16 protein-coding genes and 2 tRNA genes are annotated in these 19,474 nt (G+C 64.0%); 4 read left to right on the forward strand and 14 right to left on the reverse strand.

The annotated features are described in order from the left end of the window. The first annotated feature begins 84 nt into the window (after nucleotides 1-84). Complete coding sequence (locus LD110_RS08755) at nucleotides 85-1,296, forward strand: ROK family protein (protein ID WP_225498334.1); 1,212 nt, start codon at nucleotides 85-87, stop codon at nucleotides 1,294-1,296. On the opposite strand, the gene LD110_RS08760 is transcribed toward LD110_RS08755, so the two are convergent. From LD110_RS08760 to LD110_RS08795, 8 genes are all read right to left on the reverse strand, one after another. After that, a complete protein-coding gene (locus LD110_RS08760; protein ID WP_225498336.1) occupies nucleotides 1,293-1,946 on the reverse strand; it encodes an SDR family oxidoreductase in 654 nt (217 codons plus the stop codon). The genes LD110_RS08755 and LD110_RS08760 overlap by 4 nt on opposite strands. 27 nt (nucleotides 1,947-1,973) lie before the next feature. Beyond that, complete coding sequence (locus tag LD110_RS08765) at nucleotides 1,974-3,449, reverse strand: aromatic amino acid lyase (RefSeq protein ID WP_225498338.1); 1,476 nt, start codon at nucleotides 3,447-3,449, stop codon at nucleotides 1,974-1,976. Between the two features lie 184 nt (nucleotides 3,450-3,633). Further along, nucleotides 3,634-5,352 (reverse strand): urocanate hydratase, encoded by a 1,719-nt coding sequence (locus LD110_RS08770; RefSeq protein ID WP_225498340.1) that lies wholly within the window; start codon nucleotides 5,350-5,352, stop codon nucleotides 3,634-3,636. Nucleotides 5,353-5,379: 27 nt separating this feature from the next. Then, nucleotides 5,380-6,288 carry an ABC transporter substrate-binding protein gene (locus tag LD110_RS08775; protein ID WP_225498346.1) on the reverse strand — a complete coding sequence of 303 codons (909 nt, stop codon included), beginning with the start codon at nucleotides 6,286-6,288 and terminating at the stop codon, nucleotides 5,380-5,382. Nucleotides 6,289-6,399: 111 nt separating this feature from the next. After that, complete coding sequence (locus LD110_RS08780; RefSeq protein WP_225498348.1) at nucleotides 6,400-7,158, reverse strand: ABC transporter permease; 759 nt, start codon at nucleotides 7,156-7,158, stop codon at nucleotides 6,400-6,402. Further along, nucleotides 7,119-7,769, reverse strand: coding sequence for an ABC transporter permease (locus LD110_RS08785; RefSeq protein ID WP_225498350.1), 651 nt, complete (start codon nucleotides 7,767-7,769; stop codon nucleotides 7,119-7,121). Before LD110_RS08785 ends, LD110_RS08780 begins: the two co-directional genes overlap by 40 nt. After that, a complete protein-coding gene (locus LD110_RS08790; protein WP_225498351.1) occupies nucleotides 7,766-8,872 on the reverse strand; it encodes an ABC transporter ATP-binding protein in 1,107 nt (368 codons plus the stop codon). Before LD110_RS08790 ends, LD110_RS08785 begins: the two co-directional genes overlap by 4 nt. Next, nucleotides 8,869-9,555: an IclR family transcriptional regulator gene (locus tag LD110_RS08795; RefSeq protein WP_225498357.1), complete on the reverse strand. Its 687-nt coding sequence runs from the start codon at nucleotides 9,553-9,555 to the stop codon at nucleotides 8,869-8,871. Before LD110_RS08795 ends, LD110_RS08790 begins: the two co-directional genes overlap by 4 nt. A 259-nt stretch (nucleotides 9,556-9,814) precedes the next feature. On the opposite strand from LD110_RS08795, the gene LD110_RS08800 reads away from it, so the two are divergent. Beyond that, nucleotides 9,815-11,014 (forward strand): allantoate amidohydrolase, encoded by a 1,200-nt coding sequence (locus LD110_RS08800; RefSeq protein ID WP_225498662.1) that lies wholly within the window; start codon nucleotides 9,815-9,817, stop codon nucleotides 11,012-11,014. Continuing rightward, nucleotides 11,011-12,357, forward strand: coding sequence for a formimidoylglutamate deiminase (locus LD110_RS08805; RefSeq protein ID WP_225498368.1), 1,347 nt, complete (start codon nucleotides 11,011-11,013; stop codon nucleotides 12,355-12,357). The genes LD110_RS08800 and LD110_RS08805 overlap by 4 nt, the downstream gene beginning before the upstream one ends. A 134-nt stretch (nucleotides 12,358-12,491) precedes the next feature. Here LD110_RS08805 and LD110_RS08810 read toward each other — a convergent pair. From LD110_RS08810 to LD110_RS08835, 6 genes are all read right to left on the reverse strand, one after another. Beyond that, nucleotides 12,492-12,565, reverse strand: a tRNA-Met gene (locus tag LD110_RS08810). Between the two features lie 60 nt (nucleotides 12,566-12,625). After that, nucleotides 12,626-12,697, reverse strand: a tRNA-Thr gene (locus LD110_RS08815). A gap of 240 nt (nucleotides 12,698-12,937) precedes the next feature. Next, a complete protein-coding gene (locus LD110_RS08820) occupies nucleotides 12,938-15,031 on the reverse strand; it encodes a DEAD/DEAH box helicase (RefSeq protein ID WP_374200318.1) in 2,094 nt (697 codons plus the stop codon). Between the two features lie 395 nt (nucleotides 15,032-15,426). After that, on the reverse strand, nucleotides 15,427-16,092 hold the full coding sequence (locus LD110_RS08825; RefSeq protein ID WP_225498370.1) for an MOSC domain-containing protein: 666 nt from the start codon (nucleotides 16,090-16,092) through the stop codon (nucleotides 15,427-15,429). 148 nt (nucleotides 16,093-16,240) lie between these two features. Then, nucleotides 16,241-16,915: a response regulator gene (locus LD110_RS08830; RefSeq protein WP_225498372.1), complete on the reverse strand. Its 675-nt coding sequence runs from the start codon at nucleotides 16,913-16,915 to the stop codon at nucleotides 16,241-16,243. Beyond that, complete coding sequence (locus LD110_RS08835; RefSeq protein ID WP_225498374.1) at nucleotides 16,912-18,498, reverse strand: DUF4118 domain-containing protein; 1,587 nt, start codon at nucleotides 18,496-18,498, stop codon at nucleotides 16,912-16,914. The genes LD110_RS08830 and LD110_RS08835 overlap by 4 nt, the downstream gene beginning before the upstream one ends. A 173-nt stretch (nucleotides 18,499-18,671) precedes the next feature. Here LD110_RS08835 and LD110_RS08840 point away from each other — a divergent pair, with 173 nt between their 5' ends. After that, entirely contained in the window at nucleotides 18,672-19,472 is an 801-nt protein-coding gene (locus LD110_RS08840; RefSeq protein WP_374200319.1) for a Tat pathway signal protein, read from the forward strand. Nucleotides 19,473-19,474 lie beyond the last annotated feature (2 nt).

Raw genomic sequence — 19,474 nt, forward strand, 5'->3', positions numbered from 1 at the left:
AAAACTGAGTCCCAATTTTTATTTAGGAACTAAATTTAGAACCTCAAGTATTATGTGTCCAAAGCCATAGGGAGGTCAACAGGGATGTTGGACGTTACGGGTGCTACGCCTCAACTGGCGCGCAGGATCAACGCCTCGGCGGTGCTGGGGGTCATGCGGAACTCAAGCGTCGTGACAGTCTCAGAACTGATCGAAGCCACAGGGCTGACGCGCGCCACCGCAATTTCTGTGTGCGAGGAACTCCTGGGGCGTGGCTGGATTCGCGAACTCGACACTTTGCGCACCGCAGGCGGATACCAGAAAGGCCGTCCTGCCCGACGCTTCGAATTAGAGGAACGGGCCGGCTTTGTCCTCGGAATCGACGTCGGCGCCGCCAAGACAACCGTGGTGGTCGCGGATCTTCGTGGCGACACCGTCGGCAAGGCGAGCCTTCCCTTCACCTCGTTCGACATCACGTCCGACGAACGCGTCGGAACCATCAAACTTGCGGTCCAGCAGGCCCTTGATGACGCGGACACCGACGCCTCGCACGTCCTCGCCGGCACCGCGGGTATCGCCGCCCCGGTTGATAGGGAAGGGAATATCCTGGCGAGCCAGCAATTCTGGGCGCAGTTCGACGTCGGCCTAAAGTCAGCATTCCAGGAGCAGCACGGCTGGACGGTCCAGCTGGAAAACGACGCCAACCTAGCGGCGCTCGGTGAGCGGTGGCGCGGTGCCGCTGCCGGCGTCGACGACCTTGTGGTCATCCTGTCCAGCGAGCGGTTCGGGTCCGGCGTCATGGAATCCGGCAGACTGTTGCACGGCACCGGCGGCGGCGCGGGCGAAATGGCCTACTTGAACATCGTGGAAGGCGTAGGCAGCACCCACGGTATTGCCTTCCTTGCCAGGAACTGGGCAGAGGAGGCTCTGAAGGGCAAAGCGAAGTCGCTGCTCCGAAAAAAGCCCGACGGCGGAACTTCCGTGGAGGCTGAGGATGTCTTTGCTGCCGCGCGGCAGGGGGACAAAGTGGCCCAAAGCATCCTCGCACGGCTCGCCGATCGGGTTGCCCGCATCGTGGGAACGGCCTCTACTCTCATCAACCCGGAGCTTGTAGTGCTGGGCGGCGCCGTGTCGGGATCGGTGTCCGCTATCGTGCCGACCATCACCGCACTGCTTCCCGAGTACACGGCCACTCCCCCGCGCCTGGCTGCCTCCACACTCGGGGATCGGATAGTGACTGTGGGTGCGGTGCGCCACGCCCTGGACTACGTGGAGGCCAACTCCCTGGACCTGGAGCTGGCAGGAGCCTCCTCCTAGTTCCCCAAGGCCTCATCCACCGGGACGGACCCGTCACGGAAACGGATGGTCCGCCCGGCCGTTTCGGGGCGCTCCAGGACAGCGGCTGCCACCAGCGCCACATTGGCTCTCGATGTCGCAGTACTGCCGGGGGCGCCATGCTCGATCACCTCAATCAGCCCGCTGCCCGGCCCCTCGGTGAGTGTCCCGGGCGCCAGCATGGTCCACGCGAGCGAAGTGCCGCGCAGGTACTCGTCGGCGGCAGCCTTGGCTTCGGCGTAGTGGAAGAAGCTGTTTTCCGGCGGAACGCCATGGTCCTTGCGGGAACCCACGTAGGACACCATGACATAGCGCCCGACGCCGGCCTCCGCGGCGGCGTCCATGGAGCGGATCGCGGCGTCGCGGTCCACTGCGTAGGTTCGCGCAGGGTTGCCGCCTCCGGCGCCTGCAGACCAAACCACCGCGTCGCGGCCGCTGAGCGCTGCCGCGATCTCCGCCGTCGTCGACTTTTCAACATCAAAGACCGACGGCGTGGCGCCAGTGGCCGCTACGTCGTCGCTGTGTTGTGGGTTACGGATGAAGGACGCGACCTCGTGCCCTTTGTCCGAGAGGAGCCTGGACAACTTGAGGGCGACCTTGCCATGGCCGCCAATAATTGCGATGCGCGTCATTGGGCCATTATGACGCGGCTACGGCTGTCAACTGAGCGACGGCGCCCCTCCTCTGCCAAGACCAGGAAGCAGCACAGCTTGGACAGCGGCGTCGACGTCCGGCCGGAGATCCCTGTCCTGGGGATCCGAAAACAGCGCCAACGCGGTATCAAAAGCTTGCCTGAATTCTTGATTCATGAATTGGTCCGATGTCCTGCCCTGAAGGCTCAGGGCGCGGGCAGCGGAGACGAGTTCCACACCAACGATGGTGGAGAGCGCCCGAACACTGGACCCCAACCGCGCAGCTCCGACACTGGCAAAACTCGCATCTTCTTCGGCGCCCAGGGACAGAACCACCGTTTGCGTGCTGATCGGCTGCGCGTTGCTCCGAAGATGCCCCGCCGCGGCCGCTGCAACGTATTCGAGCATCATGACTCCCGACTGTCCCGAGTCGTCAGCTGCCAGGAATCTGTTGAGTCCCGTGTAGGCAGGGTCGCAGAGCAGGCTGATCCTGCGAAGATTTGTTGCGCAGGCGGAGCCCAACGCCAACTGCAGGGCATCAATTCGCCTGCCCAGGGTGGTCATTTGGAATAGACCGTGGTGGGCGACCCCATTGGTGCCCTCCTCCGCGGATCCGAACACCAACGGATTCTCGTGGCCCGCTACAACCAATCTTTCCAGAAGCAACTTGAGCTCCCCGAGCTCGTCGGCAACGGAACCGAGCACTTGTGGGAGAGTACGCAGGCAGTATGGGTCTTGGATCCTTGCCGGGCTCCCGAGCCCCTCCACAAGACCGCGGAGCTTGCCTGCAATGTCGGCAACCGCCGGTGAATCCGCCGCCCTGGCGACTTCAGGGCTCAGCGCCTCGGCGTTACCGGACATTGCGACGAAAGACAGGGCACTGACCATCGTCAGGTTATCCACCAGCGTTGCCAACTGCTGGTGGGCAATGACGGCTTGGGCGATGGTAAGCGCGTTGGAGCTGATGAAAGGCAAGGCATCCTCCGTGGCCCAGCCGTCAAGAGCTTGAGGGATCTCGCCCCCATCCAACGTCCGGCGCTCGCCGAGAAGGGTGAGGGCCGTCCCGGCCAGCGCCGGCAAGTCGGCAGTGCCGATGCCCCCGAACTCCCGCACCTCCGGCAGGGCGTCCGCGTTGAGCATGTCCTGCAGGGCCTCCGCGATCTTGGGGTTGATGCCAGACGCCCCGACAGCGAGTTGGGAGAGCCTGACAGTTAGCATGGCCCGCACGGTTTCCCGATCCAGTGCACGGCCGGCGTCCACAGCGTGGCTGCGCAGTAGGTTAAGGCCGTGGCTGTCCTCGCCCGAGTCCAGCGTCACCGAACGGTTGGCGCCCACACCCGTGGATCGGCCGTAGACCGGCCGCTGAGCTGCGGTGGCGCGCGCGGAGCGCTGGGAGGCCGACATCCGCTGAATTGCCGACGCCGACAAGGTCACGTGAGTGTCTCCCGCAGCCACCGCCGCGATGTGAGCAAGGTCAAGCCGGCGCCCGTCGATTTCGATCACGGACTGATCCTTTCAAGGGAGGGTGGTCGGTACGGGCTAACCAGCCGGGCGGCGGTCCTTCGTGAAGGAGCGCATCGCTGCCAACCGCGTTAGGAAGGTCGCTCAGCGACCGTAGCGACGCCTGTCGGTTGTGTCTAAGCGACGGCGAAGGGCCATCGCCCGGCGAAGCTGCAACGGCGCGTGCTTACTTGCCTTCTGCCATGGGGATGCGGACTCCGCGCTCGTGGGCAACATCGACGGCGCGCTGGTAGCCGGCGTCGACGTGGCGGATGACGCCCATGCCGGGGTCATTGGTGAGGAGGCGCTGGAGTTTCTCGGCCGCGAGGTCGGTGCCGTCGGCGACGGAGACCTGGCCGGCGTGGATGGAACGGCCGATGCCCACGCCGCCGCCGTGGTGGATGGAGACCCACGTGGCACCCGAGGAGGTGTTGATCAAGGCGTTAAGCAGCGGCCAGTCCGCTATCGCGTCGGAGCCGTCGGCCATGGCCTCGGTCTCCCGGTAGGGGGAAGCCACCGAACCGGAGTCCAGGTGGTCACGGCCGATCACGATGGGCGCCTTGACCTTGCCTTCCTTGACCAGCTGGTTGAACAGCAGGCCGGCCTTGGCGCGTTCGCCATAGCCAAGCCAGCAGATCCGGGCCGGGAGGCCTTCGAACTCAACACGGTCCTGGGCTGCGTCGATCCAGCGGTGCAGGTGCTCGTTCTCCGGGAAGAGTTCCTTGATGGCCTGATCGGTGACCTTGATGTCTTCCGGGTCCCCGGACAGGGCGACCCAGCGGAACGGGCCAAGGCCCTCGCAGAACAGCGGGCGGATGTAGGCCGGGACGAAGCCGGGGAACTCGAAGGCCCGTTCGTAGCCACCCTTGCGCGCTTCATCACGGATGGAGTTGCCATAGTCGAACACCTCGGCGCCCTCGTCCTGGAACTCCACCATGGCCTGCACGTGCCGGGCCATGGACGCCTGGGCCTTCTTGGTGAAGCCCTCCGGATCGGCCTCCGCCTCGCGGTGCCAGTCCTCCACCGTGATGCCCTCCGGCAGGTAGGACAGCGGGTCATGGGCGCTGGTCTGGTCCGTGACGATATCCACGGTCAGTTCCCCGGCACGGTGCCGGCGAAGGATTTCCGGAAACACCTCGGCCGCGTTGCCCACGTACCCCACCGACCAGCCGCGGCGCTCGTCCTTGGCCGCCAGGACCTTGGCGATAGCGGCGTCCAGATCCGTTTCCACCTCGTCCAGGTAACGCTTGCCGGCGCGGCGACGCAGCCGGGACTCATCGACGTCGACAATCAGGCAGGCGCCGTCGTTCAGCGTCACCGCCAGCGGCTGGGCGCCGCCCATCCCGCCGCAACCGCCGGTAAGGGTCAGCGTTCCGGCAAGGGTTCCGGTGCTTTCCGCGCCCGCCGGGTGCCGTCCCTCTTCACGCAGCTTCCTCCCGACGGCGGCAAACGTCTCGAACGTGCCCTGCAGGATGCCCTGGGTGCCGATATAGATCCAGGAACCCGCAGTCATCTGCCCGTACATCGTCAGGCCCTCGGCCTCCAGGCGGCGGAACTCCGGCCAGCTGGCCCAGTCACCCACCAGGTTGGAGTTGGCCAGCAGCACACGCGGAGCCCATTCATGGGTGCGGAACACACCCACCGGCTTGCCGGACTGGACCAGCAGGGTCTCGTCGGCCTCCATGGTCTCCAGCGTCCGGGTGATCGCGTCGAACGCAGCCCACGAACGCACAGCCCGTCCCGTGCCGCCGTAAACCACCAGGTCATCCGGTCGCTCGGCAACCTCCGGGTCCAGGTTGTTCATCAGCATGCGCAGCGGCGCTTCGGTCTGCCATGACTTGGCGGTGAGCTCCGTGCCGCGGGCAGCCTTGACCGGGCGGGCTCCAGTAGTGAAATCAGCTGTCACTGTGTACTCCTCGAAAATCCGCGCAGACTAAGCCAGGTTCTTGGACTTCAGCCAGTCCTTGGCGATCTGGGCAACGTCCTCGAACTTGGCGGTGCGGCCGTTCATCTGGATCAGGTCCTCAGTGGTCAGCGCTGCGGAAACCTTGTTCAGGACGTCCTTGACGGTGTCCGTGGACTTCTTCTGGTTGATGACAGGAACGATGTTCTCGGACAGGAACAGGTTCTTGCTGTCCTCCAGGGCCACGAGGTTGTTCTCGGACAGTGCGGGGTCCGTGCTGAAGAGGTCAGCTACCTGTACCTGACCGGAAAGGAGGGCGTTCAGCGTCAGCGGACCGCCGGCGTCGAGCGCTGAGAACTCCTTGAAGTCGAGGTTGTAGACGGACTTCAGGCCGGCAACACCATTGATGCGGGTCTTCCACTCCGGCGGACCACCGAGGACGAGGTCCTTGGCAACGGGCTGGAGGTCGCTAATGGACTTGAGGTTGTATTTGTCAGCCGTTTCCTTCTTGACGGCCAGGACGTCCTTATCCTGTGCCTTGGAAGCGGTAAGCGTGGTCAGTCCGGAGGGAACCTTAGTGCCAAGTTCCTTGGTGACCTCTTCTGTGGAGACGGCCTTGGTCGCCGGGTCGAGGTACTGCAGGAGAGCACCTCCGTATTCCGGCATCAGGTCGATGGAGCCGTCCTTGAGTGCGGGGATGGTGACTTCTCGGCTGCCGATGTTCGGCTTCTCGGTGACCTTGACGCCTTTCGCCCTCAGGGCTTCGGCGTAGATCTTGGAGATGAGCTGGCTTTCCGGGAAGTCAGCGGAGCCCACGATGATGCTGTCCGTAGAGGCTGCGGCCTGCGTGTTGGAGCTCATAGGGTCGCCGCCGCCGCAGGCGCTGAGTGCAATGGCGGTTGTTGCCGCGAGTGTGATGCCAGTCAGGAACTTTTTCATCTGAATTCTCTCTGGAACGGCCGTGCAAGGGCATGCTGCGGCCAAGGTGGGGGGAAATGTGGTGATAAGTGCTGCCGCCGCCGGGTGGGACCGGCAACCAGCGATAGGGGTTTAGACGGTTACGGGGGTTTTCACGGCTTCGACCGGCGCGGGTGCCGACTTGACGGTTCGTCGGGTCAATCCGGGTGAGACGACCCTGTGGGTGATGAAGGCCAACAACTGGTCGAAGAACAGGGCCAGCAGTGCGACAAGGATGGCGCCGGCAAGCATTTGGCTGTAGTCGTTCTGGGCCTTTCCGTCGATCAGGAGCCGGCCCAGGCCGCCGAGCGAGATATACGCGGCGATGGTCGCCGTCGAAATAATCTGCAGCAGGGCGCTGCGGACACCGGACAGGACCAGCGGGAGCGAGCACGGCAGCTGGACATCAGTAAGGATTTTCAGGGTACGGAAGCCCATGCCTTTGGCGGCGTCGACGGCGGCGGCGTCCACCGCGCGCACGCCGGCATATGTGTTGGTCAGGATTGGCGGGACGGCGAGCAACACCAGCACGATGAGGCTCGGGAGGATGTACCCCATCTTGGACGGGAAGGCCGGGGAGATGAGGAGCACCAGCAGGATCAGCAGGCCCACGCTAGGGAGGGCGCGCAGGGCATTGGCCAGGCCGGCAATCAGGAACACGCCCTTGCCCGTTACGCCGATGTAGATGCCCAGGGGGACAGCGATGACTGCGGCTATTCCGAGGGCGATGAGCGAGTAAAGCAAGTGCTCACCGATCAGTGTGGGGATGCCGTCCGCACCGGTCCAGTGTGCGGGGTTGAACAGGTAGTTCATCATGATGCCACGACCTTGGGAGTCCACGGTGTCAGCCACCGGTTGAGAAGAATGATCAGGCCGTCCAGGATCATGGCAAGGACCACGCAGAGGACGATGCCGGCAATGATCGGAGTGAAGAAGCGCAGCTGGAAGCCCTGGGTGAACAGGGAGCCAAGTTGCGGAATGCCGAGGAGTGCGGCCACGGAAACGAGGCTGACGTTGGACACCGCGGCCACCCGGAGACCGGCACTGATGACGGGTACTCCCACCGGGAGCTCCACCTTCAAGAGGCTCTGGTAGCCGCGATAACCCATGGCCTTGGCGGCTTGGACGGTATCTTCAGGCACCGAATCAAGGGCGTCGGCCACCACTCGGACCAGCAACGCCACCGTGTAGATGGTCAGTGCGGCCACAATGTTTAGCGGGTCCAGGATCTTGGTGCCCAGGACCAGCGGCAACAGCACGAACAGCGCCAGCGAGGGAACCGTGTACAGGAGGCCGGCAACGCCCACCAGCACTGGATAGATCCTGCGGTTTCGGTGTGCCAACCAGCCCAGCGGCAGAGCGATCAACAAACCAAGGACCAAAGGGATGACAGCCAGCAACACGTGCCAGCCGAGAAGAAAGACAATGTTGTCGAACTGGCGGCCCAGCCATTCAAAGTTCATCGGGCCGTCTCCAGATGTGGTTCCGCCTCGATGGCCTTGACGACGTCTGAAGCCGTCACGGTGCCGACCAGCTCGCTGTATTCGTTGACTACGACGCCCCGACGGCTCGGCGAGGACAGTGCGGCGTCGAGCAGCTGGCGCATGGTTCCTGTGGATGACGCCGATGTGCCGCTGAGGTTCAGGTGTTCCCTCCGCACTTCACCGGTGACCAGTTCGGGCTGTGCCCAACCAAGGGGTTTGCGGTTGCCATCGATCACCAGCACCCAGGCGCCGGCCGACTTGGCCTGGGCCTCGGCGGCGGACGCACCGAGCTGGACGACGGCCTCCTCGTGGACGGTGACGGTGCCGGCCGCGGTGGTGAAGCCGAGGGAACGGTAGCCGCGGTCACGGCCAACGAAGTCGGCCACAAATTCGTCGGCCGGTGAGGTCAAGAGTTCGGAAGGCGATGCCATTTGGGCAAGCTTTCCACCTACGCGCATCACTGCCACCTGGTCGCCGAGTTTTAGTGCCTCGTCAATGTCATGCGTGACCATGATGATGGTTTTGCCGATCTCTCGCTGCAGCCGGAGGAATTCGTCCTGCAGCTGGGAGCGGACCACCGGGTCCACCGCGCTAAACGGTTCGTCCATGAGCATGAAGGCGGGGTCCGAAGCCAGGGCACGGGCGACGCCGACACGCTGCTGCTGGCCACCAGACAGCTGCCAGGGGTAGCGCTTGGCGAAGCTCGCTGGGAGGCCTACGCGTTCGATGAGTTCAAGGGCCTTCATCCGGGCTTTCTGCCGGCTTTCGCCGAGCAACACCGGCATGGTTGCCACGTTGTCCACGATGGTGCGGTGGGGGAAGAGACCTGCGTGCTGGATGACGTAGCCGATTCGCCGGCGCAGTAGGGCGGCATCCATTCCGGAGGTGGGTTGGTCGTCGAGGTAGATGGTTCCGCTGGTGGGCTCGATGAGCCGATTGATCATCCTGAGCGAGGTGGTCTTGCCACAGCCGGACGGTCCCACCAGGATGGTCAACTTGCCGGTGGGCGCCTCAAGGTTTAGCCCGTCGACGGCAACGGTCCCGTCCGGGTATGCCTTGGTCACATTTTCAAACTTGATCATTTAACTTCCATGCTTTCCTGGGGCACTTCATGGTTTCCGGCGGGCTCAGTGAGGATGTTGTCAGCCACCCTCACCAGTTCCTCGCCAATCTCTTGGGCCTTTTTTTCATCCAGCCGGTAGCTGGGCACAACGATGCTCAGGGCAGCCACTATCCGGCCACCGATCACAATGGGCGCGGCAACTGCAGTGACGTCGTCTTCCACACCGCTTCGGACTATGGCGAAGCCGCGGTGGTTCTGTCCGCCGGTCAGGACTTCGCCGGCGGCGGATCCTTCCAGCGGAATGCTGCGTCCGACCCAACTGGTGTGCCGGACCGAATGCGTTCCTTCCACAATTGCTATATAGATTCCGGTTTCCCCAGGACCGGGAATGCTGAGATAGCAGGACTCGCCCGTTTCGGCCACCAACCGCTTCATGTGCGGAGTGCAGAGCGATACCAGGGATTCCTGGCCCAGTGCCAAGGCGCCCAACTGGATGACGCGTGCACCCGGGCGGAAGTTGCCGCCCGGTTCACGTGTCACGAATCCGCTGCCTTCCAGGGTGCGGAGGAGGCGGAGTGCGGTGCTGGCCGAAAGGTCGACGACGCGGGCAGCGTCGCTCAGGCTCAGGGAGCCATCTGTACAGACCGCGCTGAGCAGGGCCAGGGCCCTTTCGACTGTTCGTGTGGAAGAATCTGCGGCCACTGCCCGACCTACTTTCGAGTGGTCTGAATCACTGCTGTCTTGCCACTAAGTAAAAACCAACTTTCATCGAATGGCAAGGCTTTTGGTCAAGATGACGCAACATCCATGCCATCCGGGGGCTTGTGAACCACCGCCGAGAACGGGCTGTTTCGGTCGTGTTGCGAGCGTGTTAACTGTGACGGGCAAGGCTCTCAAGGTCTTGTCATGCAGTGGCAAGTGGTTTTTACTTGGTGGCAGCTTGGCAACAATCGGAGGTTACGTGGAAACCGTCAATCAGCTCCTTGACTCCATCAAGGACGTGGGCCGCGACGCGGTGCGCGGAGGATATTCAAGAGCCGTCTACTCGACGGCAGAACTCGATCTGAGGGCCTGGTTCATCGAGCAGGCGCAACAAAGGGGCCTTGCCGTCGAGACCGATCGGAACGGGATCATCTGGGCTTGGTGGGGCAAACCCCAGGACGGCGCCCTCGTCACCGGGAGCCACTTGGATTCCGTTCCAGGCGGCGGGGCCTTTGACGGGCCGCTCGGCATCGCTTCGGCGTTGGCCGCCGTCGACATCCTCCAGTCCCGCGGTACGGAGCCGCGCCGCTCCCTGGCTATCACTGTGTTCCCGGAGGAAGAAGGTTCCCGCTTCGGTGTGGCCTGCCTGGGCTCGCGGCTCCTCACGGGGGCCATCGACGTCGATAAGGCGTTAAACCTGCGCGACGGCGACGGCAACACATTTGCCGACGTCGCCAAGGGCAACGGCCTGGATCCCCGGCATATGGGCCCAGACTCCGAAGCCCTGGGCCGGATCGGTGACTTCGTGGAACTCCATGTGGAACAGGGCAGGGGGCTGGGTGAGAACGGCCCGGCCATCGCCGTCGGGAGCTCGATCCTGGGCCACGGCCGCTGGAAACTGAGCATCCACGGCCAGGGCAACCACGCCGGAACCACGCTCATGGCCGACCGCGCAGACCCCATGGTCGCGGCGGGCCAAATCATCGTCGCCGTCCGCGACACCGCGGCCAGGCAGCCTGACGCCCGGGCCACCGTGGGGCGCCTGACGCCCGTGCCGGGCGGCACGAACGTCATTGCGTCCCGCGTGGACATGTGGCTCGACGCCCGCCACCCGGATGATGCCGTGACGGCTGCCCTGATCGAGTCGATCTATAAGGCTGCCCGTGACATCGCCGCGGGCGAAGGCTGCACGATATCCCTCACCGAAGAGTCCTATAGCGGTACCGTGCATTTCGATCCCGGTCTCAGCCAGCGAATCAGCGCAATCCTGCCCGATGCCCCTGTACTGGCCACCGGAGCCGGCCACGACGCCGGTGTCCTCGCGGGACACGTTCCCTCAGCCATGGTGTTCGTCCGAAATCCCAGCGGAATATCGCATTCCCCGGAAGAGTACGTGGCGGACGAGGATGCCGCGATCGGCGCAACCGCCCTCGCCAAGGTCCTGGAGGGTCTGCTGTGAGCGGCATTTGGTGCCAATCGGCTCTCATCGACGCTGACGGCGCTTCGACGACGGCATCCGGCGTGCGGCTGGAAGTACAGGACGGCCGCATCTCCGAAATCATCGCTGGAGTCCCGCCCCAGACCTCTGACCAACTGCTAAATGGTGTCGTCTTCCCTGCAGCCGCCAACGCCCATTCGCACGCGTTCCACAGGATCCTCCGCGGACGGACGCACGACGGGCGCGGGGACTTCTGGGTGTGGCGGGAGCAGATGTACCGCAGCGCCGCGGAATTGACGCCAGAAAAGTATGAAAAGCTCGCCGCGGCCGTCTTCGCCGAAATGGTGGTGTCAGGCTTCAGTAGCGTGGCCGAGTTCCACTATGTCCATCACCGACCCGACGGACAGCCATATGCGGAAGCGCACGCCATGGAACTCGCGCTGGCCCGTGCCGCGCGGGCAGCCGGAATTCGCCTGACCCTACTGGATACGCTCTACCTTGCCGGCGGCATCGGATCCCCGCTCAGCCCTGAGCAGGCACGTTTCGGAGACGCCGACGCCCAAGCTTGGCTGGACCGCCTCGCTTCGCTGAGGAGCGAAATAGCTCGGCACTTCGACCCGGACGTGATCAGCGTGGGAGCTGCCCTTCATTCCGTCCGCGGGGTGCCCGACGGCGCTCTTAAGACTGTGTCAGAGAAACTGCCTCACGACATGCCGCTGCACATCCATCTGAGCGAACAGCCCGCCGAGAACAAGGCGTGCCTGGGCGCCTACGGTGTCACACCGGCTGGGCTGCTGTCCCGGCACGGACTTCTGTCCCGTCGGCTGTCGGCAGTCCACTCCACCCACCTGACCTCGGAGGATATCCAGCTCCTTGGCAGTGCTGGTGCAACTGTAGTGATGTGCCCCAGCACCGAAGCAGACCTGGCCGATGGAATCGGACCTGCCCGCGCATTGTCCGACGCCGGCGCGAAAATTGCGCTGGGCACGGACCAACACGCCGTGATCGATCCATGGGTGGAAATGCGCACGCTCGAGCATGGCGAAAGGCTGGGTTCCGGCCAGCGTGGGAGGTTCTCGCCGCAGGAGCTCCTCCGGGCGGCGACGGAAGGGGCCGCAGACTCGATGGCAACACCGATTGCCCCGGCACTCTTGCAAGTTGGTGCCGTCTGCGACTTGATGGCCGTGGCTCCGGATTCGGTACGAACCGCCGGTTCCATGCCTCAGCAGTTCCCATTCAGCGCCACGGCAAGCGATGTCACCGACGTCATCATCGCTGGCGAACTGGTGGCCTCCAACGGCGTCCACCGGCGACTCGGTCAGCCCGGCCACCTCTTGGCTGAAGCCTTGAAGGAATTCTCCTAGCAAACTCTCCTTACTAGAAGGTGGCCGCTGGGGCGTGCTCCCGGCCCTAGCAGCCGAGTGCGATTCACGCCAAGAAAGAATCTTCAACAAAAGAAAGCCCCCGGAATCTCGCGGATTCCGGGGGTTTTGTTCTGTAGCGGTGGGGAGGCTCGATCTCCCGACCTCACGATTATGAGTCGTGCGCTCTAACCAACTGAGCTACACCGCCATGAATGAGGAAAACCTGCGTCAAGCCGGTCAAACCGCCTTGACACAGGCCCTCATTCCGAGCCCCCCACCGGAATCGATCCGGTGACCTCGTTCTTACCAAGAACGCGCTCTACCACTGAGCTAGGGGGGCAACGAGTAAATACTCTACCCGAAGATTTTGGCAGCAACAAATCGGGATCGGAGGCCGCTGGAGGGGCTTCGTCACAGTTTGCGAACGGCCAACCACACCCTCATTGAAGGCAGCAATTTCCGTGTGATTTAGCACTTTTAAGCAGCGCTGGGGACCCAAAAAGCCGGGCTGAAACGCCGAAGAGCCGGCTCGTCATGAGCCGGCTCTCCGGTGCGGTCTTCAGTTAGCGAATAGTGGTGTTTACCACTTGCCCTTGCGGTTGAAATCACGGTGTCCGCCATCGTTGCCGTGGCGGGGCTTCCGGGCACCGTTTCCGTGGCCGCCGAAGCGGGAATCGCTGGCCTGCCCACGGTCGTAACCGCGGTCGGAGCTACGATCGTAGCCACGATCGGAGCGCTCGGAGTAGGAACGTCCGCCGCGATCTGCGGAGGAACGCTCGCCGTCGTTGCGGCGGAAGTCACGCTTGAAGCCACCGTTGCCCTTGAAGTTGCCGCGGCCGCCTTCGTAGCCTCCGCGGCCACCTTCGCGTTCACGGTTGGGACGGCGTCCAGAGTCCAGCTCAAGGTTGATCAGTTCGCCACCGATCCGTGTGCGGGAGAGTGCACGCAACTGCTCGGGCGACAGGTCCGCGGGAAGCTCCACGAGGGAGTGGTCCGAACGGATGTCGATGCCACCAATCTGGGAGGACGACAGGCCGCCCTCGTTGGCGATGGCCCCAACAATTGAGCCGGGAAGCACCCGGTGACGGCGGCCCACCGAGATGCGGTACGTAGCGTTGCCTTCAGTGACCGAGCGGGACGGTCCACGGGAATTGAAACCGTCACGGCTGCGCTCGCGCTTCTGGAATTCAGGCGTGGCCGGCAGTTCCTGGACCAGGAGCGGCTGCCCGCCCTGGGCCATAACAGCCAGTGCTGCGGCGATCTCCGAGGCGGGGACGTTGTGCTCTTCCTCGTAGGAAGCGATCAGGTCGCGGAACAGCGACACGTCCTCGGACTCCAGGGTCTCCGTGATGCGGTCGGCAAACTTGCCGAGGCGCAGGGAGTTGACCGTCTCCGCAGTGGGCAGGTGCATCTGATCCACCTTCTGGCGGGTGGCTCGCTCAATAGCCCGCAGCAGGTACTTTTCGCGCGGGGTCATAAAGAGGATGGCGTCACCGCTGCGGCCTGCGCGGCCGGTGCGGCCGATCCGGTGCACGTAGGACTCTGTGTCGTGGGGGATGTCGTAATTGACCACGTGGCTGATGCGCTCCACGTCGAGGCCGCGGGCTGCGACGTCGGTGGCCACCAGGATGTCAATTCGACCCTCGCGCAGTGCGTCAACAGTGCGTTCACGCTGCTGCTGGGGAATGTCACCGTTGATGGCGGCGGCCTGGAAGCCGCGGGCTTTAAGTTTGTCGGCGAGGTCCTCGGTAGCCATCTTTGTACGCACGAAGGCGATAACGCCGTCGAACTCTTCTACCTCAAGGATGCGGGTCATCGCGTCCAGCTTGTGCGGGCCCATGACCTGGACGAAGCGCTGGCGGATGTTGGAGCCAGTGGACGTCTTCGACTTCACCGAGATCTCGGCCGGGTCATTGAGGTATTGCTTGGACATGCGGCGGATCTGGCTGGGCATGGTGGCGGAGAAGAGGGCCACCTGACGGTCCTCCGGCGTCTGCTGGAAGATCTGCTCCACGTCCTCGGCGAAGCCCATGCGCAGCATCTCGTCGGCCTCGTCCAGGACCAGGTACTGCAGTTCGGAGAGGTCCAGCGAACCCTTCTCGATGTGGTCAATCACGCGGCCAGGCGTACCAACAACCACCTGGGCACCACGGCGCAGGCCAGCCAACTGCGGGCCGTAGGCGGAGCCACCGTAGACGGGGAGGACGGTGAAGTCTTCCATGTGCTTGGCGTAGGAAGTAAAGGCTTCGGCAACCTGCAGCGCGAGTTCACGCGTCGGCGCAAGCACCAGGGCCTGGGTCTTGCGGGACGGGCCGTTGAGGTCGTGGAGCTCAGCCAGGCGGGAGAGCGCCGGCACTGCAAAAGCTGCGGTCTTTCCCGTACCCGTCTGGGCGAGGCCGACGACGTCGCGGCCTTCCAGGAGCAGCGGAATGGTGGCTGCCTGGATGGGGGACGGCTTCTCGTAACCGACGTCCTGCAGGGCAGCGAGGACGCGGGCGTCCAGCCCGAGATCGGTGAAGCGAACGCCTTCTTCGTCGCTGTCGTCGTCAAGGGAAACTTCGGGAGCCGGGGTCTCGGCTGCCTCGGGAGCCGGGGTCTCGGCTGCCTCGGGAGCCATTTCCTCGGTGGCCTCAGTCTCTTCGACGTCGACGGATTCGTTAAGGTTCTCGGGCATGGGGAAAATCCTCATTCATAGGGCCAGGCGGCGATGCCCCGGGTGGGCTGGGCCGCATTACGGGTTGCGGCGAACCGGGCAAGTGCCACGCCCTGCTGCACGCAAAGAAGTCCGGCGCTATCGCAATCCCATGGCAGGACTTCACGCTGCATCTCTTGGCTGCTATCCCAGCAGTCTGTACAGCGTTTTCTTCAGCCGGCTCTCCCTATGAACTGCCCGGAAAAGCCCGGGCCCCAACACTAACCAGTCCTGCCTCAAAAATTGGGCAGGAAGAAAGGGATTCCGGAGTGGGGGATGTATCCATTGTAGGGCATGCCGAAAACAAGGCTTGACCAAGGGCCCAAAGACCGCAGTGAGGTTAGGCACACTTTAGGCAGTTCGTATTACGCAGCCAGTCACTCCGGAGTGACGCCGTTCCGCCGGAGGACCCTTTCAAATTCCTCCTGGTATTCGGGCTGTAGCCTGATCTCCTTGTCCGCGTCGGCATCAAGCAGAAGCTGGACATCTTCCGGGGTGGGGTTGCTAAACCATTTCCCTACCGTGACGCCATGCTTGGGCACGAAGATCCGGTGAATATGGTCCCCGGCAGTTATGGTTCCGGTCTTGACGACGCGAAGGTAGGTGCCGACGCGTCCGGCCTGCGTAAATCGTTTGACCCACTGCGGCTCGTTCATAAAACGCTGGAACGTGTCGCACGGAACGCGCGGTGAAGTGACCTCCACTTCGACGTCCAGGCCGATACGCCACCGTTCCCCGATGACTGCACCGGTAGTCTCGATGCCGCTAACGCGCAGGTTCTCACCAAAGATGCCGGGCGGAAGTTCCCGTTGCAGCTGTTCCACCCAATAATCCGCGTCCGCCTGCGAATAGGCGTACAGGGCCTGGTCCTCTCCCCCGTGGTGGATGCGGTTGGCCTGCACGTCCCCGTGAAGCCCCAGCTTGTGGACCTTGACCGGACCGTCCACCGGGCGCTTGTCGATGGCCGTGGTGCCGACGCGTCCCTCCGCGTCATCGAGAAGTTGATAAACGCGGCATACGGCGATCACGGTTGCGGTCTGCATGGCACCAGTCTACGGTCGGGGCGGCCGCCACGATGGTGCCCCGGTATCGCGTCCCTGAACGCTTTTTCATAGTTGCTCCAAGACGAAAAAGCGGTCCAGGGAAACGGTTGGCAGGCGCATGCCCGGCGCGTTTGCTCAGTACGCTTGCTCAGGGATCGAAGCGGTAGCCCATTCCAGCTTCTGTGTGCAGGTGCCTTGGCGACGACGGATCGTCCTCTAGTTTTCTGCGCAGCTGGGCCATGTAGACCCTGAGGTACTGCGTTTCCTTGGCGTACGCCTGGCCCCAAACCTGGGTGAGCAGCTGCTGCTGAGTCACCAGGCGGCCGGCATGCCGGGCCAGAACCTCCAAGATGCTCCATTCGGTGGGAGTCAGCCGCACATCGGTGCCTCGACGGACAACCCGCTTGGCTGCGAGGTCAACCGTGAAACCAGCGGCCGCCACCGTTGGCGGTTCATGGTGGGACACGGCACGCCGGGAAGCCGCGCGGAGCCGGGCAAGCAGCTCGTCAAGGCCGAAAGGCTTGGTGACGTAGTCGTCCGCACCGGCGTCGAGGGCCTCCACCTTGTCCTGCGAACCGTGACGGGCCGATAGCACGATGATCGGCACGCTGCTCCAGCCCCGCAGTCCCCTGATGACATCCACTCCGTCCATATCCGGCAGGCCAAGGTCCAGCACCACGATGTCCACAGGGCGGGACGCGGCTGCCTTCAAAGCGTCCGTTCCAGTTCCCACGGTGGTGGCCTGGTACCCGTGCGCGTGGAGGTTGATTTGCATGGCCCGCGCCAAGCCTGCTTCGTCTTCAACGATGAGCACCGAGTTCACAAGCGCCCTCCCTTCTTCACGGCATCGTCGGTCCCGACAGTTGATGCATCCTCCGACGCTGCTCCCGGCGAAGCGGTACCCGACCACAGCGGAAGGGTGAGCACCATCGTCAAGCCTCCTCCCGGCGTCGGCTCCGCCTCCAGTGTGCCCGCCATCGCTTCGGTAAATCCCTTGGCCACGGCAAGTCCCAGGCCAATGCCGGATGCACTGCCGGCGGCGCCGGGGCCACCCCCGGCGATGGCTCCCCCGGCCAAAGGCGCGTCGCCCCGGCGTTGGAACGGCAGGAACAGGTCCGTCGCAGCCCCGGGCGGAAGGCCCGGCCCGTGGTCGATGATTCGAAGTTCGCTGGCGGGCCTGCCGGATACCGTGACGCCGGCGCCAGTCCTTGCACTCAGAACGATGTCCGACCCCGGGGCGTACTTTGCCGCGTTCTCCACGATGTTCGCCACCACGCGCTCCAGCATTCCGGCGTCGGCTTCGACAGGCGGAAGGTTCGGCTGAAGCTCGTTGCGGACCCCGGCCGCCTGGACGCCGCGAAGGGCCTCCGGCAATACGTCCACCCAGTTAGTACGGCCGAGCAGCGGGTTCACGGCATCGGCAGTGATTCGAGACATGTCCAGAAGGTTCCCCACCAGCAGGTCCAGTCTGTCCGTGTAGCTTTCGATGGTGGCCAGCAGTTCCTGTTCGTCCGACGGCGAAAAGGTCACCGCGTCCTGCCGCAGGCTACTCACCGCCAGCTTGATGCCCGCCAATGGCGTGCGAAGGTCATGCGACACGGCACGAAGAATGGACGTGCGCATCGTATTTCCCTCCTCCAGCCGAACATTGTCAAGGCGGCTCTGGGCCAATTGCTGCCGGTCCCGCAACGCCACAACGTACGCCCCGAACGCACCGAAGAGCCGGCGCTGCTGCTCCGACAAGGGACCGCCATTAAGCAACAAGGTGTAATGGGCATCGACGACGGCGGCGTGGTCAGCAGCGGCGCGCGTCACCGGCGGGTTCACTCCCGCAGTGGCCACCACCCGCCAATCACTGCGGCGGTCCGTGCCACGAGAGACGTCCGACAGCAGGGTAATGGCGTCCATGCCGAGGTTGGCCCTGACTTTCTCGAGGAAAGATTCCAGGGTGCCGTCCGAGCGGAGGATCTGTAAGGCAAGCCCGCCCAAGGCCTCGGCCTCCGCGCCGAAGCGCGCCGCTTCCTGGGCACGCTGCGTGGCCAGGCCCACAGCCAGCGCCACCGAACACGCCACTGCAAGGAAGATCATCAATGTGAACAAAGTCGAGAGGTCGGCGATCGAAAAAGAGCCGACCGGCTCGGTCGAGAAGTAATTCAGGAGCAGCGTGCCCAGCAGCGCCGCGATGATGGCCGGCCAGAGTCCGCCGATCGCAGCTACTGCCACTGCGGCCGCCAACTGCAGCAGCATGATCATGGCGAAGTTCCGGTAGCCAACCCCAGTCACCAACATTTCGACGGCGGGAGGCAGCGTTACTGCCAGAATCAAACCGGCCACGACACGGCCCCTGCCGATACCCCTCACGGCGGGTAGCAGCAGGGCTGCTGAGTTCTGTTCCCCGGCGGCCATGGGACCATTCTGGCACGCAGGGCAGTGGGCAGTTCCGCGGTGTCACAGGCAGGGGCTAGGCTGGCTTCATTGTTCATTTCCTGCTGTTGGCCGGAGCAACTGAACACGGATTTACTCCCAAGGCGTTGCCATTGCAACCGGGCGTTCTTGGGCGCATTAAAGGGGGGAAGTCGATGGACCCGTCCACTGGCGAAGACCGGGAGCCTGCCAAAAAGCCGTCCGGCAACGACGGTGCGCCTGAGGAGCAACAGCAGGCTCCGGCATCGGGCCCATACGACGGCGGCGGAACAGACCAGACAAACCCGGACGGAAGCGGGACCGGCCAGACAAACCCGGACGGAAGCGGGACCGGCCAGACAAACCCGGACGGAAGCGGTACCGGCCAGACAAACCCGGGCGACGGCGCGCCGCCGTCGGAGGAATCGGGAACTTCATCCGATCTGCCAAAGCCGCCGCCCTGGCAAGTCCCCAAACCCGAACTCCGACCCGAGCTGCTCAACGAGCCCGTTCCCACCGTTGACCCCTTCGCAGCCGAACGCAATCGGGAAGCGCAGGTGCGCAGGAAGCGCTCCCAGCGCCGCACCGTCGTCGTAGGCCTCGGGGTCACGGCCCTCCTGGCCGGAACTATAACTGCCATCGTGGCCAGCAACGAACAAGAGGCGGACTACGCGCAGGTCTGCTTCGACGACCAGACCGGTGAGCGCGTCGATGATGCGAACTGCGGCAGCTCTGAGGGCCGGGGCTCCGGTGCGTACGCCTGGTACTTCTATTCACGCGGCGCCAGCGTACCCGCCGTCGGTCAGAACCGTTCCAGCTACCCGAGCGCCACAAAAACGGTGCCCAGCGGCGCCAAAACATCCACCGGTTACAGCACCAAGGGCGGAACGGTGAGCCGGGGCGGATTCGGCGGCAGTGCCAAGAGCGGGAGCGGCGGCTCAGGGAGTTCCGGCGGCGGCAAGAGCTCGGGAGGCTAAGC

Origin of the sequence: Arthrobacter sp. M4, from assembly GCF_020251205.1 — a bacterium.
Lineage (GTDB): Bacteria > Actinomycetota > Actinomycetes > Actinomycetales > Micrococcaceae > Arthrobacter.